The organism is Mesorhizobium sp. WSM4823, assembly GCF_055811195.1.
The window spans coordinates 141,147-156,577 of the sequence record NZ_JBVVQL010000002.1; the positions used below are offsets into that span (position 1 = coordinate 141,147).

Consider the following 15,431-nt stretch of genomic DNA (forward strand, 5'->3'; position numbering starts at 1 on the left):
GGGACTTCCCATGTCAGGCTATTTCGGCACAGAGGTTCAGCAACGCCTGCAAGCTCAGGCTGAGGCGAGTGTCGACTTCATCAATGCGACCCCCGGCGCGTGCCAGACCGGGCGCACCATGGGGTGCGATGATCCCGATCGGTTCGGGTGGGAGCTGATCGACAAGATCCTCAATCGCGACGGCATCTGCGGCTTTCGTATGATACCAGCAAGCAAGGCGGATGAGCTGAAGTCGAGATTGGCCAAAGGGGGCTTCCGCTTCGATACCTGGGACGTTTTCTTGGCCGACCGGGCAAGTGCCTTGGCGGCGTCGGAGGCAATTATCGATCGGGGGCTGCCCGACGGACTTCTCGATCAAGGCAAGCCGACCGAGCCGGATGATGAGTATACGGCCCGCATCCAGGCGTTCATGGCGGCGTCGGGCGTAGTGCCATTTTCGGGGTCGCTGCTGGCCGGAATGCTGGGACCGGCGACGACGGTAGTGGCGGGCGACAAGACGGGTACCGTCGCGGCAACCGCGCATGGCTACTTGGCTCACAATCTCTACAGCGCCTATCACCGATATGCGTGGGGTGGACTGGTTGCGGTCGCGCAATCGCAGAGGGGCCGAGGGCTCGGCAACTACATCAACGCTCGCATGATCGTCAGTGTGTTTCGCGATCTGCATGCGACGCACATCTACGAGCTCGTGTCAGCCTCGAACGTACCATCCCGGCGAATGGTGGAATCATGCGGGCTTCGTCGCGATCCCGCTGTCGTGTGTGGGGTTGCTACGCCTGGCGATAGTGCGCGCTTCACCCGCTGACCGCCATGGGCGGTCGATGTTGGATCGCGGCTTATTCCGAGCGATGATCGCCTAGGGCGAGAGCCGAAGTCCAACCTGAGATGCTGCCCTAGCGCCGTCCGCCTTGACAAAGGCGGCCTCTCATGTGCTTTTCGCGCAAATTTTCGGGCCTGGCCATCATGCCTTGGCCGCAATCAACATCCGGACTTACCAATGACAATGCATCGTTACCGCAGCCATACCTGTGCCCAATTGAGGAAGAGCGACGTCGGCTCTTCGGTTCGCCTGTCGGGCTGGGTTCATCGCGTGCGCGATCATGGCGGCCTGCTGTTCATCGATTTGCGCGATCATTATGGCCTGACCCAGATCGTCGCTGACCCGGATTCGCCGGCGTTCAAGGTTGCCGAGACGGTGCGCGGCGAATGGGTCATCCGCGTCGACGGCGAGGTCAAGGCGCGCCTGGCCGAAACCGCCAACGCCAATTTGCCGACCGGCGAGATCGAGGTTTTCGCACGCGAGATCGAAGTGCTGTCGGCGGCCAAGGAGCTGCCGCTGCCGGTGTTCGGCGAGCCGGACTACCCGGAAGACATCCGCCTCAAATACCGCTTCCTCGATCTGCGCCGCGACACGCTGCACAAGAACATCGTGGCGCGCACGAGAATCATCGCCGAGATGCGCAAGCGCATGGGCGAGGTCGGCTTCACCGAATTCTCGACGCCGATCCTGACCGCCTCGTCGCCTGAGGGCGCACGCGACTTCCTGGTGCCGTCGCGTATCCATCCCGGCACTTTCTACGCGCTGCCGCAGGCGCCGCAGCAGTACAAGCAGCTGATCATGGTGTCGGGCTTCGACCGTTACTTCCAGATCGCACCCTGCTTCCGCGACGAGGACCCGCGCGCCGACCGTCTGCCGGGTGAATTCTATCAGCTCGACCTCGAAATGAGTTTCGTCGAGCAGGACGACGTGCTGTCGACCATGGAACCGGTCATGCGCGGGGTCTTCGAGACCTTCGCCAACGGCAAGCCGGTGACGCAGGAATTTCCGCGCATCGCCTACGACGTCGCCATGCGCAAATACGGCACCGACAAGCCGGACCTGCGCAACCCGATCGAGATGCAGGCCGTCTCCGATCATTTCCGCGATTCCGGCTTCAAGGTGTTCGCCAACATTCTTGCCAACGACCCCAAGGCTGAGGTCTGGGCCATTCCGGCAAAAACCGGCGGCAGCCGTGCTTTCTGCGACCGTATGAATTCCTGGGCGCAAGGCGAGGGCCAGCCCGGTCTCGGCTACATCTTCTGGCGCAAGGAAGGCGAGAAGCTCGAAGGGGCGGGGCCGCTGGCCAAGAATATCGGCGAGGAGCGCACCGAGGCGATCCGCCTGCAACTCGGCCTTGCCGATGGCGATGCTGCCTTCTTCGTCGCCGGCGACCCGAAGAAATTCGTGTCCTTCGCGGGTGCGGCACGCACTCGCGCCGGCGAGGAGCTGAACCTCGTCGACCGCGAGCGCTTCGAACTGTGCTGGATCGTCGACTTCCCCTTCTTCGAATGGAACGAGGACGAGAAGAAGATCGATTTCGCCCACAACCCGTTTTCGATGCCGCAGGGCGGCATCGAGGCGCTCAAGGGCGAGGATCTGCTCGGCATCAAGGCATTCCAGTACGACATGGTCTGCAATGGCTTCGAGATCGCCTCGGGCGGCATCCGCAACCATCTGCCCGAGACCATGGTCAAGGCATTTGAGACTGTCGGGCTGGATCGCGAAACGGTCGAGGAACGCTTCGGTGGCCTCTACCGGGCTTTCCAGTATGGCGCGCCGCCGCATGGCGGCATGGCGGCCGGCATCGACCGCGTCGTCATGCTGCTGGTCGGCGCCAAAAACCTGCGCGAGGTGACGATGTTCCCGATGAACCAGCAGGCCTATGATCTGTTGATGAGCGCGCCGTCGGAAGCCAGCCCGCAACAGCTTCGCGAATTGTCGCTGCGCGTGGTGGCGACCAAGAAAGAGGTTTAAGAACCTCTCGCAACCGAACCTGTTGATTCAAAAAACCCGGCAGCGTTGCCGGGTTTTTCGCTTTCAACAGATCGCTCCGCTCAGTCCTCGTTCGCCTTGACTGTCACGCCAAGCGTCTTTGTCAGGTCCACCGGGTTGGACATGGCACCCGCCATGATCAGCGCGAACGGCACCGCTGCCGGCGGCTTGGCCAGGATCTCGAGGCTCTTTGGATCGTCGAGAAATTTGCCGACCGCAGCCGATACTTGCGCCGTCAATTCGGGATTGTTGAGCTGCGCCATGCCGAAGGGCACGATCGCCTTGGCCTGATTGGCGATATCCTTGCCGGACATGCCTTGCTGCTTGCCGACATAGTCCAGCACCTTGTTGGTCAGCGAATCGTCTTCGAAGCGGATCGAAGCGCTGTTGAACGAAAGCTGCTGCAGGACGCCGAGCATGGCCATGCCTTGCGCCGAATTGTCGGCCCCTTCGGGCTGGGCCGCCAACTTCTTCTGCATCTCCTGCAGCGACTTCATGACGTCAAGCGTGTAGCCGCCGAGACCGAAGGTCATGCCGAGCGTTCCGGCATTGTCGACGGAGATGTCGTATTTCGACAGCTCCATCTTGCCGTCCGCAGGCTGCCAGGTGCCCGCCATTTCGAGGTTCCCTGATATGTTCTGGTAGCCGAGTGCGTTGATCACGTCCTTCGACTTCGGGTCCTCGACCAGCGTCAGGTCGGCATTGAACTTTTCCGTGGTTCCCGAAAATTCCATCGCTTTACCGTCGGCCGGCGGCGTGATTTCGATGGCAAGCCCGTCCATCGAGAAGGCGGTCTTGTCGGCGACCTTGACCGTCATCTTGTCGAGCTCTGCCGATTTGTACATCATCAGCGAGCCCAGCGGACCCGTGGCGCCGTCAGCCGGAACCGTCATGTCGTGGATGATAAAGGGGCTGAGGTCGAGTGTGATGCCGTCCTCGCTGTGCTGGAACGCCGCAGTCGAGACCGTTTTGATTTCATAACCGCCATTGGCTTCGGTCACCCCTTCAAGCGTGACGTCGCCGAGCTTGAGCGCCTCCTTTTCGGCCGCCGGTTTGACGGCGACGCCTTGCAGCACCATGCTGGAGGCATCGCCCGTCACCCCCGTCCATGAGATCTCGACGCCCTGGGCGGCGAGAGCCGCCTTCAGCCGGTCGGCGACCGCAGCATCCTGCGCGAAGGCCGCGTTCAGCGGCAGCGTCAGCAGGAAGGTCGAAAAAGCGAGCTTGTTGAGTGTCGAGCGTCTGATCGTCATCGCGGTTCCCTGAGCGTGTCCTGAAGATTGTTTTCAATTCTTTGCGCCGTCACCCTTCCGTGACGAACTGGACGGGAAAAAGGCGTTCTCCAGCACAATGGTCGAAAACCAGGGCGAAAGGCAAATCCCATCCATTGCGGCCCCGATCTATCGCGCTTGCCATAGAAGCGGGATGTAACCGGTTGATGTTGGCCGATGCTGCAGTACGTCCAGTTCGTGTTGCAGGAGGCGCCTCGCAATTCAAGCGCCTCTTGCCGCGAATCACCCGCTCGGCTAGTTCCAGCCCATGGGAAAAAGGCTTTTGCCGCCTGGAGATGGCGGCGGCGACAATATCGAGCCGGTCGATCTGAAGAAAGCGCTGGAAGAGCGCTATCTCGCCTATGCGCTGTCGACCATCATGCACCGGGCGCTGCCGGACGTGCGCGACGGGCTGAAGCCGGTCCATCGCCGCATCATGCATGCTATGCGGCTGCTGAGACTGAACCCCGACCAGGGCTTCGCCAAATGCGCCCGCATCGTCGGCGAGGTGATGGGCAAGTTCCATCCGCATGGCGACCAGTCGATCTACGACGCGTTGGTGCGGCTGGCGCAGGATTTTTCGATGCGCTATCCGCTGGTCGACGGCCAGGGCAATTTCGGCAATATCGACGGCGATAACGCTGCCGCCATGCGCTACACCGAAGCGCGTATGACCGACGTGGCGACCGAGCTGCTGTCCGGCATCACCGAAGATGCGGTCGACTACCGGCCAACCTACAATGAAGAGGACGAGGAGCCGGTCGTGCTGCCCGGCGCCTTCCCGAACCTGCTTGCCAACGGCTCGTCCGGCATTGCCGTCGGTATGGCGACTTCGATCCCGCCGCACAATGCCGCCGAGCTTTGCGACGCCGCCCTACACCTGATCGAGCATCCGGACGCGCCGGTGGCCAAGCTGATGGACTTTGTCCAAGGTCCCGACTTCCCCACCGGCGGCATCATCGTCGACAGCCGCGCCTCAATCCTCGAAGCCTACGAAACAGGCCGCGGCGGTTTCCGCGTCAGGGCGAAATGGGGCCAGGAGGACCAGGGCAGGGGCACCTGGAGCATCGTCGTCACCGAAATCCCCTACGGCGTCCAGAAGGCGCGGCTGATCGAAAAGATCGCCGAGCTTCTGATGGCGCGCAAACTGCCGCTCCTCGAGGACATCCGCGACGAGAGTGCCGAGGACATCCGCGTCGTGCTGGTGCCGAAGAGCCGTTCGGTCGACCCCGGCATCCTGATGGAATCGCTGTTCAAGCTGACCGAGCTCGAAAGCCGCTTTCCGCTCAACATGAACGTCCTGTCGCGCGGTAAGATACCCAACGTGCTGTCGCTGAAAGGCGTGCTCAAGGAATGGCTGGAGCACCGCCGCGAGGTGCTCATCCGCCGCTCGAAGCATCGGCTCGGCGAGATCGAAAGGCGGCTGGAGATCCTCGCCGGCTATCTGATCGCCTATCTCAACATCGACGAGGTGATCAGGATCATCCGCGAGGAGGACGAGCCCAAGCAAGTGATGATGGCGCGCTGGTCGCTCACCGACAACCAGGCCGAAGCCATCCTCAACATGCGACTCAGGGCCCTGCGCAAGCTCGAGGAATTCGAGATCCGCAAGGAATTCGACGGCCTCACCACCGAGAAAAAGCAGATCGAGGCGCTGCTTGCGTCGGACGCCAAGCAGTGGGCGACGATCAAGTGGGAAGTCACCAGCATCCGCGACCAGTTCGGACCGGAGACCACGCTCGGCAAGCGCCGGACCCAGTTCGCCGACGCCCCCGAACATGATCTGACCGACATTGCGCACGCCATGATAGAGCGCGAGCCGGTCACCGTGGTCGTTTCGGAAAAGGGCTGGCTCAGGGCGATGAAAGGTCACCTGACCGATCATTCATTGCTGACTTTCAAGGAGGGGGACAGCCTCAAGCTCGCCTTCCACGCCCAGACCACCGACAAGGTGCTGGTCTTCACCACCGGCGGCAAGTTCTACACGATCGGCGCCGACCGGCTGCCCGGCGGGCGCGGCCATGGCGAACCAATCCGCATCATTGTCGACATGGACAACGACCAGGACATCGTCACCGCCTTTGTCCACGATCCCAAGCGCAAGCTGCTCTTGGTGTCGCATGACGCCAATGGGTTCATCGTGCCGGAAGAAGAGGTCGTCGCCAACACCCGCAAGGGCAAGCAGGTGATGAACGTCAAGGCACCAGACGAGGCTCAGCGCTGCGTGCCGGTCGACGGCGACCATCTCGCCATCGTCGGCGAGAACCGCAAGATGCTGGTCTTCCCGCTCGCCGAGATTCCGGAGATGGGGCGCGGCAAGGGCGTTCGCCTGCAGAAATACAAGGATGGCGGCGTCCTCGACCTCAAGACCTTCACGCTTGCGGCGGGTCTCTCCTGGCAGGATTCGGCCGACCGCACCTTCGTCAAGTCGCGCGAAGAGCTGATCGAATGGATCGGCGCCCGAGCCTCGGCCGGCCGCATGGTGCCGAAGGGATTCCCGAGGACCGGGAAATTCGGGTAGCCGCTAATCTCCCCCCTCCAGGGGGAGATGTCGCCGAAGGCGACAGAGGGGGTCGGCACGACCTGACGCGACCTCTTCGACCTCTATAGTGGACTGGGGACCGGCGCTTCACGCGCGGCTACCCCCTCTGGCCTGCCGGTCATCTCCCCCTCAAGGAGGGAGATACCTAGACATTTGGACTATCGTCACGATTGCTGCACTATATCAGTGCATAAGTATCGCTACATAAGCCGTTTGGGAGAAATGGGCATTTGAAGGACGCTGGGATTCACAAACCGGAAAGGCAGCAACGCCTGTTTGGCTTGTCGACGCCGCTCAGATCCGCCGTCATTCCGCCGTTGTCGGCGGCGCGCTGGCTTTTGGTGCTGATCGTCGCCGCAGGGGTCTATTTCTTTCATGGTTTCCTGGTTCCCGTGCTGGCCGCGCTCGTCATCGCCTTTGCCAGCTGGCCGCTCTATCGGCGGTTGCTCGCTGGTGTCGGCGGCAACCGCACGATCGCTGCGACATTGGCGATCCTGTTCATCCTTACGTTCCTGGTGGTGCCGATCGCTTTCGCCGGCGCCTACGCCACAAACGAAGTCCGCGAATGGGTGGGCTGGGCGATCGAGACCAATCGCGAAGGCGCGGTAACGCCGCACTGGATCGCCACGCTGCCCGTGGTGGGCGAGTGGCTGAACGAGCAGTGGACGCGCAATCTCGGCCATCCCGGTGGTATCGGCGAACTGATCCAGCTGATCAGCGGCGCCAACATCGGCAGCATCTATCGCGGCGTTCTGGCCGCCGGTGGCAGCGCCTTCGGCCTTCTGCTGGCGCTGCTGTTCATGATGATCGCGCTGTTCTTTGCCTATCGCGACGGCGAGCATTTCGCTGGGCAGATCGACCGTCTCGGCGAGCGCATCCTGCCGGCAAGGTGGGAGCGGATTTCACGCGTCGTACCGGCGACGATTTCCTCGACGGTGACCGGCATGACCATCATCGCCATCGGCGAGGGGGTGGTGCTGGGCGTGGCCTACTGGCTGGCCGGCGTGCCGTCGCCGGTGACGCTCGGCGCGCTGACCGGCATCATGGCGCTGATCCCCGGTGGCGCCCCCCTGTCGTTCACGCTTGTCTCGATCTATCTCGCCGCCAGTGGCTCGCTGATGGCGGGGCTGGCGCTGTTCATCTGGGGCTCGGTGGAGCTGTTCATCGTCGACAAGACATTGCGCCCGAAACTGGTCGGCGGTCCGATAAAGCTGCCGTTCCTGCCGACCTTCTTCGGCCTGATCGGCGGCGTCAAGACGATGGGCTTTCTCGGCCTGTTCATCGGTCCGGTGCTGATGGCATTGCTGGTCGCGATCTGGCGTGAATGGCTGCGCGAGGTGGAGTTGGCCGACGAGCTTGCTCCAGCAGCGCCGGCGGACATGGAAGGTGCTCCGGCGCAGATCGACATCGTCGCTGAGCACCCTGCCGCGAGGAAGACTCAGGCCGGGTGACTGACCGCAAGGGTTGCGCTGCGCTTGCGCCCCTCATGCAGCTGCCATAGCGAATGGGCGATCAGCGCGACGGTGAGGATCGCGCCGCCGATCAGGCTGTTGCGCGACGGCGTTTCGGCAAAGATCATCCACATCCAGACCGGCGCCAGCACGGTTTCGAGCAGATAGAACATCGCCACTTCCGGTCCCGAAATATATTTCGGCCCGTTGGCGAGACAGAAGAACGAGATCGGCATGATGACGGCGCCGTTGAAGATGATCCACCACGGCGCGTTCACCTGAAGGCCTTCGCCTGAGACCATGAACACCGCGACGGCCAGGGGCAGGACGACGCCGATCAGCGATGTGAACCCCATGTCCTTGCCGCTGGCGCGCGAGATGGTGATAGCCAGAGCGATGAAGAAAGCCGAGCACAGCGCCATCAGATCGCCAAACAGGTGCCCGGTGCCGATCGAATCGCCGACGATGATCGCAACACCGAGGATCATGACCAGCATCGCGGCCACGGTGACCAGTCGCGGCCGCTCCTTCAGGAACACCCAGGACAGCAGTGCCGCGAACACGGTGTTGAAGGCCAGGATGAAGACCAGATTGGCGGTCGTGGTGTAATAGATGCTGGTGACGAAGGTAACCGAAGTCAGTCCGTAGCATATGGCGACAATCAGCCCCGACCAGCCGGGGATGAGCTGCGGCGCGTTCCGGCTCAGCGAGCGCCAGACTGCCCAGATGATCAGCGCTGCGACCAAGGTAGTGCCGGTGCGCAGCAGGAGGATCGTCCATGCGCCGCCGTCTGCGAGGCGGATCAGTGGGATGTCGATGGTCAGGGTCAGCCCGCCGATGGCGGTGATAAGAAGGCCCTTCTGGTGATCGTTGTGGGACGACATGCGGCAATTCTCGCAATGATGTGGAGGCGGCGCAAAATTGGCCAAGCGTCTGTGCTTCCAGCCAAGCGGCCGAAAACCAGCAGCATCCTCCTTGAAAGTCTTAAGGGTGATTGGCGAAAGAGTGGATCAGCGCGAAACCGCTTCGTGGTCGTAGCGTTCCCAACCCTTCGGGCCGAGATGCTCCTGAGGCATGAAGCGCATCTTATAGTTCATCTTGCGCGAGCCGTTGACCCAGTAGCCCAAATAGACATGGGGCAGGCCCATCGCCCTGGCGCGGGCGATGTGGTCGAGGATCATGAAGGTGCCGAGCGAGCGGTCTTCGAAGTCCGGATTGAAGTAGGAATAGACCATCGACAGGCCGTCGGCCATCTTGTCGGTGAGCGCCACAGCGATCAGCTCGCCCTGGCCCTTGCCGGTGATGAAGCTGTCGGGGCCGCGGCGCCGGTATTCGATGACCTTGGTGTCGACATGGGTGTCCTCGACCATCATGGCGTAGTCGAGCACCGTCATGTCGGACATGCCGCCGCGGCGGTGGCGGGCATCGAGATAGCTGCGGAACAGCGAATACTGCTCGGTGGACGGTTGCGCGTCGTGCATGGCGCCGATGAGGTCTGAATTGTGCTGTATCACCCGCCTCATGTTGCGGCTGGCGGTGAACTCCTGGGCCAGGATGCGTACCGAAACGCAGGCGCGGCAGGTCTCGCAGGCCGGCCTGTAGGCGATGTTCTGCGACCGCCGGAAACCGCCTTGCGTCAAGAGGTCGTTCATCTCCGGCGCCTTGTCGCCGACCAGATGCGTGAACACCTTGCGCTCGAACTGGCCCTCAAGATACGGGCACGGCGACGGCGCGGTCAGGAAGAACTGCGGCGACTGGGTCGGATGCTGCGTCATCGAACCTTGGAAACACTCCTACGAATCGCTCTACCTTTGGCGCGCCCGGCGAAAAATTCAACAGGATTGTGAAGGCACCGACGATCGGATGCCTTCACTTCGCAGATAAACGCTCGCGGGAGCTCGTGAAACGCCGTCTCAGCGGTCACTGCGGTTGACCACGGTGCCAAGCAGCAGGTCGTGCAGCGTGCGCTTGCGGTCGGCAAACAGCGATACCAGAAGGACCAGCGGCGTCAGGATGACGTTGCCGGCCCAGAACAGCACCGAATGCACCACGGCCGTGAGCCCGTCGATGCTGGTGCCGTCGAGGCGGTCGAGCCGGATGCCCATCATCTTCATGCCTGTCGTAGCTTGGTCGGCGCTGCCAAGCGTGTTCCAGATGTAGAGGATGGCGACGGCCGGCACGAGGACGGAAAACAGCATCCAGCCGAGGCCGAGCGTCAAAATCCCGAGGAAGAACACCAGGATCGCAAACGGGATGGTGAGCAGCGCAACGATGCAATAGTCGATGATGAAGGCGAAAACACGCCGCGTGCGCACGCCGTCATAGGCCCTGACGTCGTCGAGCCTGGTGGTGATGATTTCGCCGTCGAGAACGCGCGCGTTCATGTCATTTCCTCGTAATCAGGCCCGGAATAGTGTGCGGGCCGCCTGGTGTTGAAATGGTGAAGTCTTGCGGCGGAATCAAGATCGAACCGTTTTCGGCAGGCGACTGCAAGAAGCGTCGAACGCAGCCAGGATCGGTTGAATTTGCAACGCGGATGGCGTTAGCTTGCTGCGGTGCAACATAGTGTGCCTGGAGCGCCGGCATGTCCCTTTGGACACGCAAGGGGCGCTCTGGCATTTTGAACGACGAGGGGCAGGGCGGGCGACATGGACTACGACATGCTGGTCATCGGCAGCGGACCTTCCGGGCGCCGTGCCGCGGTGCAGTCGGCCAAGCTCGGAAAATCCGTGCTGGTGGTCGACCGGGGCCGGCGCCTCGGCGGCGTTTCAGTGCATACTGGAACCATCCCGTCGAAGACGCTGCGGGAAACCGTGCTCAACCTCTCTGGCTGGCGCGAGCGCGGCTTCTACGGGCGCGGCTACCGGGTCAAGCAGGACATTTCGGTCGGCGATCTGATCCAGCGCCTGCATAAGACCCTCGATCACGAGGTGGAGGTTTTACAACACCAGTTCATGCGCAACACGGTCAAGAGTGCGCGCGCCACAGTCAAGTTTATCGGTCCCAACAAGGTCAGCCTGACGGCGGACAATGGCGACTACAGCGAGGTGGGTTTTGCCAACGCGCTGATCGCGGTCGGCACCCGCCCGCATCGGCCGCGCGACGTACCCCTCGACAAGACCCGTGTCTTCGACAGCGACGAGATGCTGGAGCTCGAGCGCCTGCCGCGGACATTGACGGTGATCGGCGGCGGCGTCATCGGCGTCGAGTACGCGACGATCTTTTCGGCGCTCGACGTTCCGGTGACGCTGGTCGAGCCGCGCAACACTATTCTCGATTTCGTCGACCGCGAGATCGTCGACGATTTCATCCATCAGATGCGCGACCGCGGCATGACGATCCGGCTCGGCAGTGCGGTCAAGGAGATCGCCTCGAAACCCGATCATGCCGAGGTGACGCTTGCCGACGGCCGCACCATACGCTCGGAGATGGTGCTTTATGCTGCGGGGCGCACCGGCAATGTCGGCGCGCTCGGCCTTGACGTGGTCGGCATCGAGGCCGATTCCCGGGGCCGCATCAAGGTCGATCCGCAGACCTTCCGGACCAGTGCGCCGAATATTTATGCCGCCGGCGACGTCATCGGCTTTCCGAGCCTCGCCTCTACCTCGATGGAGCAGGGCAGGGTGGCCGCCTGCCATGCCTTCGGCGTGCCCTTGCCGCCGCCGCCGGAAACCTTTCCGTACGGCATCTATGCCGTGCCGGAAATCTCGACGGTCGGCCAGTCGGAGGAGCAGGTGCGCGAGAGCGGCGGCGCGTATGAGGTCGGCGTGGCGCGTTTCCGCGAAACCTCGCGCGGCCATATCATGGGCGTCGACACCGGCTTTCTGAAGCTTCTGTTCTCGATCGAAACGCGCCGGCTGCTCGGCGCGCATATCGTCGGCGAGGGCGCGACCGAACTCATTCACATCGGCCAGGCGGTGATCAATCTCGGCGGCACCGTCGATTTCTTCGTCAACAACACCTTCAACTATCCGACGCTGGCCGAAGCCTACAAGATCGCCGGGCTGGATGCCTGGAACCGGATGGGGCGAGCGTAAAACCTCGGCTCATCAATTCGCCTGCGCGATGGCGATCGCCGGGTCGGCCAGCCATTGCCTGACGATTTCAGCATCGCGATCGCCGATTTCATGGCCGGAGGCGATGGTGCGGGCCTCGATCTTGGCGCCATGTGCTTCGAGCGCTGCGATCAACGCCGGCGCGAAGGGGGCATAGGTGAGGTCGGTGGCGCCGGCGATGATCAGCACGCGCGCTTTGGACAAATCGGCCGGGGGCACCTCGTCGAGCACCGGCATCGGGCGCAGCAATGCTGCCCGTTCGATGAGGCCCGGATGCAGCAGCATCACGCTCGAAACCAGGTTGGCGCCGTTCGAATAGCCGAGGAAAACCGTTCGGGAGAGATCGAGACCGTGGCGCTTCGCGGCCTCGCTGATGAAGCCGGCGAAAGCGTCCGCCTCCGTGCGGATGCTCTGCTGTTCGAAGCGCGTTGGCGTGATCCGCGCGAACCAGCGGAAACCGTCCTCCTGGGCGATTCGGCCACGGACCGCCACCAGCACGGCGCGCGGTGCGATTTGCCGCGCCAGTGCCACCAGCGTCGTCTCGTCGACACCGGATCCATGCAGCAGAAAAAGGCATTCCCCGCTGGACTCCACAGGTCGATAGAGACGGTAGCAAAAGGCCAGGTCGCGCCGCAAAAAGCCATCTTCCGGTAGTTTTTTCACCATAGTGCATCCTTTTGATTTCGTACCGTTTTTGTTCATTTGCCGGCTTCAAAACGGAATATTTTCGGGCTGCTTCAAAGTTGATTGAACCGGGCGCATTTCAGTCCGTTTCTTCGCCGATATGCTCCTGCGGGAGGAATCGAGTTGGTGCGCCGGGCGGCCGCATCGAATGCCGGCATGAACAACCAGCTTTGAGGCCTTTTATCGATGACCCTGCCAATTTCATCGGATCGGGATACGCGTATCCCGGATCGCGATATGCGTATCCCGGATCGCGATATGCGTATCCCGGATCGCGATATGCGTATCCTGGAGCGCGATACGCGTATTGACGTGTTCCGTGCGCTCGCACTGCTCATCATATTTGTCGACCATGTCCCGGGCACGGTTTTCGAAACCCTGACCTACAAGAATTTCGGCTTTTCGGATGCGGCGGAGGCCTTCGTACTGATCTCCGGCATGTCAGTCGCGCTTGCCTACGGCTCAAAATTCCAACCGGGAAGCCGGCTCATGGCGACACTGAAATTGTGGCGCCGCGCCGGTGTGCTCTATGTCGCCCACATCGTCACGACGATGGCGGTGGTGGCCATCTTCTGCGCGGCGGCGGTGTTCGAGAAGCGGCCGGACATGCTGACGCTGATCAACATCGAGCCGTTGATCAGGAACCCGCCGCAAGCGCTGATCGGCATCGCCACGCTTGGCCATCAGCTCGGCTATAACAACATCCTTCCGGTCTACGCGGTGCTGCTGCTGATGGCGCCGACATTCCTGCTGTTCATCAGCTACAGGCCCGTGGCGGCGCTCGCCCTGTCGGGTACTCTGTGGCTGGCTGCCGGGATTTACCAGATCGCCCCGCCGAACTATCCGGAGCCCGGCTTCTGGTTCCTCAATCCGCTGTCGTGGCAGTTCCTCTTCAACATCGGCCTGGCAGGCATGCTGCATGTCAGGCGCGGCGGCACCATTCCGGTCAATTGCTGGTTGGTCGGCGCGGCGGCGGCCTATGTCGCGGCGGCATTGGTCTGGGTGCACAGTCCGCTATGGGGGCACGTGTCGTGGCTGAACCTGCCCGTAGTGCTGACCGGCTTCGACAAGACGTTCCTGTCGCTGCCGAGGCTGCTGCACATCCTGGCGGTAAGCTACCTGATTGTGGCGTTTCCTTCTTTCTCGAACCTGTTCCGCACCAGCCGCGACCATCCGCTCGCCATATTGGGCAAACGGTCGCTGCCGGTTTTCATCGCCGGCACGGTGACCGCCATGGCGGCGCAGGTGATGAAGCTGATCAACCCGGGCGGGTTTGCCTATGACAGCTTGCTGATCGCCGCCGGCATCGCCATGCAATTCGCGCTCGCTTATTACCTTGAATGGCTGTCGGGTATTGGACAATCCGGAAGGAGCAAGCCAGCCCGTAGCGAGGCGCCGCCTGTCCATACGTCCTTCGGAGCCATGGCGGCAGGCATCAACCGGTAAGCGTCCGGGCTCAAGCTGTTTTGGGCGGCGGCCCGGAAGATGCCCTGACGACGAGTTCGACGCCGAGCGTCTCGCGCCGCACCGTGCCGTCGAAATCGAGGATCATTCGTGCCGCCCGGCGGCCGATCTCGGCGATCGGCTGGGCGATCGTGGTGAGCGCAGGATCGCAAAGTGCGGCTTCAGGCACGCCGTCGAAGCCGACGATGGAAACGTCGCCGGGAACCGCGATGCCCCGCGCCGTCAACCACTCGATCGCGACCATGGCCATCCGATCCGACATCGCCAGGATAGCCGTCGGCGGTTCTGCCGAGGCGAAGATCGTTTCGAGACCGGCTCTTGTGCTGGCTTCGTCGTTTTCGGTCTCGTATACCGGAATCCCGGCGGTATCGACGCCGAACCGGGCAAGCGCCTCGAAATAGCCGACGACGCGATCGCGCGTGCCGGTGTAGGCGGCCGTCCGGACCTGGCTCGGTGTGACAAGACCGGTGCTGTCGTCGGCGAAAGGCAGCGCCAGAACGGCGAAGCGCCGGTGCCCGAGCTCGGCAAGATGCTGCGCCGCCAAGCGGGCGCCGGCAACATTGTCGACGCCGATCGCCGAAACGGTGTCATCTTCCGAGCCGAGTTCGAGCGCGACGAAGGGGAGCTTTCGTTCGCGTGTCAGCTCGACGAGGCGCGGACCTCCCTCAATGCAGAACAGGATAAAACCGTCGACCAGCGCGCTCTGGATGTTCCAGGCAAGCTTCTCCTCATTGCCGGCCGATACCAGCGCGATGCCGGCGCCGGTGGCGTCGCATGCCTCGGAAATCCCGGCCATCATCGCGCGGGCAAAAGGGTCGTCGAAGAAATAGGACAGCGGCTCGGTCGTGGCGACGCCGATCGCGTTGACCTTGCCGGCGCGCAGCAGTCGGCCCTTCGGGTCCGGACCCGCATAGCCCATCGCCTCGGCCGCTGCCTTGACCCGTTCGCGGACTTCCTCGCGCACGATCTCGGGGCGGCTGAACACATTGGAAGCGGTGCCGTGCGAAACCCCGGCCGCCCTAGCGATGTCGGCCAGTCGGATGGGTCTTGCATTGCCTTCGGTGGATGACGCCATTTTTCTGCCTCCGGGCAGCTATCTAGCACCTTTGTTGGATCGATTCAAATTTTTGCTTGACATCGGGTGAGTTGGGT

At 62.5% G+C, this 15,431-nt stretch carries 12 protein-coding genes; 6 read left to right on the forward strand and 6 right to left on the reverse strand.

From position 1 onward, the window contains the following. The first annotated feature begins 10 nt into the window (after positions 1 to 10). Positions 11 to 805: a GNAT family N-acetyltransferase gene (locus AC0L26_RS05510; RefSeq protein ID WP_473631651.1), complete on the forward strand. Its 795-nt coding sequence runs from the start codon at positions 11 to 13 to the stop codon at positions 803 to 805. 192 nt (positions 806 to 997) lie between these two features. Beyond that, the gene (gene aspS / locus AC0L26_RS05515) at positions 998 to 2,794 is read left to right on the forward strand and encodes an aspartate--tRNA ligase (protein WP_473631652.1); all 1,797 of its coding nucleotides are present in this window, start codon (positions 998 to 1,000) and stop codon (positions 2,792 to 2,794) included. An 80-nt stretch (positions 2,795 to 2,874) separates the two neighbouring features. Here aspS and AC0L26_RS05520 read toward each other — a convergent pair whose 3' ends face one another. Then, positions 2,875 to 4,065 (reverse strand): hypothetical protein, encoded by a 1,191-nt coding sequence (locus AC0L26_RS05520; protein WP_473631653.1) that lies wholly within the window; start codon positions 4,063 to 4,065, stop codon positions 2,875 to 2,877. A 286-nt stretch (positions 4,066 to 4,351) separates the two neighbouring features. On the opposite strand from AC0L26_RS05520, the gene parC reads away from it, so the two are divergent. Both parC and AC0L26_RS05530 read left to right on the forward strand, forming a co-directional pair. After that, entirely contained in the window at positions 4,352 to 6,604 is a 2,253-nt protein-coding gene (parC, locus tag AC0L26_RS05525) for a DNA topoisomerase IV subunit A (protein WP_473631654.1), read from the forward strand. Between the two features lie 251 nt (positions 6,605 to 6,855). Then, positions 6,856 to 8,076, forward strand: a complete 1,221-nt coding sequence (locus tag AC0L26_RS05530) for an AI-2E family transporter (RefSeq protein ID WP_473631655.1) — start codon at positions 6,856 to 6,858, stop codon at positions 8,074 to 8,076. Here AC0L26_RS05530 and AC0L26_RS05535 read toward each other — a convergent pair. The 3 genes from AC0L26_RS05535 to AC0L26_RS05545 all read right to left on the reverse strand — a co-directional run bounded on the left by AC0L26_RS05535 (position 8,064) and on the right by AC0L26_RS05545 (position 10,460). Next, entirely contained in the window at positions 8,064 to 8,960 is an 897-nt protein-coding gene (locus AC0L26_RS05535; protein ID WP_473631656.1) for a DMT family transporter, read from the reverse strand. The genes AC0L26_RS05530 and AC0L26_RS05535 overlap by 13 nt on opposite strands. A 126-nt stretch (positions 8,961 to 9,086) precedes the next feature. Further along, on the reverse strand, positions 9,087 to 9,851 hold the full coding sequence (locus AC0L26_RS05540) for an arginyltransferase (RefSeq protein WP_354493793.1): 765 nt from the start codon (positions 9,849 to 9,851) through the stop codon (positions 9,087 to 9,089). Between the two features lie 138 nt (positions 9,852 to 9,989). Further along, on the reverse strand, positions 9,990 to 10,460 hold the full coding sequence (locus AC0L26_RS05545; RefSeq protein WP_473631657.1) for an RDD family protein: 471 nt from the start codon (positions 10,458 to 10,460) through the stop codon (positions 9,990 to 9,992). Positions 10,461 to 10,724: 264 nt separating this feature from the next. Here AC0L26_RS05545 and sthA point away from each other — a divergent pair, with 264 nt between their 5' ends. Then, entirely contained in the window at positions 10,725 to 12,113 is a 1,389-nt protein-coding gene (gene sthA / locus AC0L26_RS05550) for a Si-specific NAD(P)(+) transhydrogenase (RefSeq protein ID WP_473631658.1), read from the forward strand. A gap of 12 nt (positions 12,114 to 12,125) precedes the next feature. Here the strand turns inward: sthA and AC0L26_RS05555 are convergent, their stop codons facing one another. After that, positions 12,126 to 12,797 (reverse strand): alpha/beta hydrolase, encoded by a 672-nt coding sequence (locus tag AC0L26_RS05555; protein ID WP_473631659.1) that lies wholly within the window; start codon positions 12,795 to 12,797, stop codon positions 12,126 to 12,128. A gap of 255 nt (positions 12,798 to 13,052) precedes the next feature. On the opposite strand from AC0L26_RS05555, the gene AC0L26_RS05560 reads away from it, so the two are divergent. Next, positions 13,053 to 14,261, forward strand: a complete 1,209-nt coding sequence (locus AC0L26_RS05560) for an OpgC family protein (protein WP_473631660.1) — start codon at positions 13,053 to 13,055, stop codon at positions 14,259 to 14,261. Positions 14,262 to 14,271: 10 nt separating this feature from the next. Here the strand turns inward: AC0L26_RS05560 and AC0L26_RS05565 are convergent, their stop codons facing one another. Continuing rightward, positions 14,272 to 15,354: a LacI family DNA-binding transcriptional regulator gene (locus AC0L26_RS05565; RefSeq protein ID WP_473631661.1), complete on the reverse strand. Its 1,083-nt coding sequence runs from the start codon at positions 15,352 to 15,354 to the stop codon at positions 14,272 to 14,274. Between the last annotated feature and the right edge of the window lie 77 nt (positions 15,355 to 15,431).

Excerpts from the sequence above, each read along its gene's own strand:
- aspS (WP_473631652.1), top strand. The coding sequence starts at position 998 with ATGACAATGCATCGTTACCGCAGCCATACCTGTGCCCAATTGAGGAAG.
- sthA (WP_473631658.1), top strand. The coding sequence starts at position 10,725 with ATGGACTACGACATGCTGGTCATCGGCAGCGGACCTTCCGGGCGCCGT.
- AC0L26_RS05520 (WP_473631653.1), bottom strand. The coding sequence starts at position 4,065 with ATGACGATCAGACGCTCGACACTCAACAAGCTCGCTTTTTCGACCTTC.
- AC0L26_RS05560 (WP_473631660.1), top strand. The coding sequence starts at position 13,053 with ATGCGTATCCCGGATCGCGATATGCGTATCCCGGATCGCGATATGCGT.
- AC0L26_RS05555 (WP_473631659.1), bottom strand. The coding sequence starts at position 12,797 with ATGGTGAAAAAACTACCGGAAGATGGCTTTTTGCGGCGCGACCTGGCC.
- AC0L26_RS05540 (WP_354493793.1), bottom strand. The coding sequence starts at position 9,851 with ATGACGCAGCATCCGACCCAGTCGCCGCAGTTCTTCCTGACCGCGCCG.
- AC0L26_RS05565 (WP_473631661.1), bottom strand. The coding sequence starts at position 15,354 with ATGGCGTCATCCACCGAAGGCAATGCAAGACCCATCCGACTGGCCGAC.
- AC0L26_RS05535 (WP_473631656.1), bottom strand. The coding sequence starts at position 8,960 with ATGTCGTCCCACAACGATCACCAGAAGGGCCTTCTTATCACCGCCATC.
- parC (WP_473631654.1), top strand. The coding sequence starts at position 4,352 with ATGGGAAAAAGGCTTTTGCCGCCTGGAGATGGCGGCGGCGACAATATC.
- AC0L26_RS05510 (WP_473631651.1), top strand. The coding sequence starts at position 11 with ATGTCAGGCTATTTCGGCACAGAGGTTCAGCAACGCCTGCAAGCTCAG.
- AC0L26_RS05545 (WP_473631657.1), bottom strand. The coding sequence starts at position 10,460 with ATGAACGCGCGCGTTCTCGACGGCGAAATCATCACCACCAGGCTCGAC.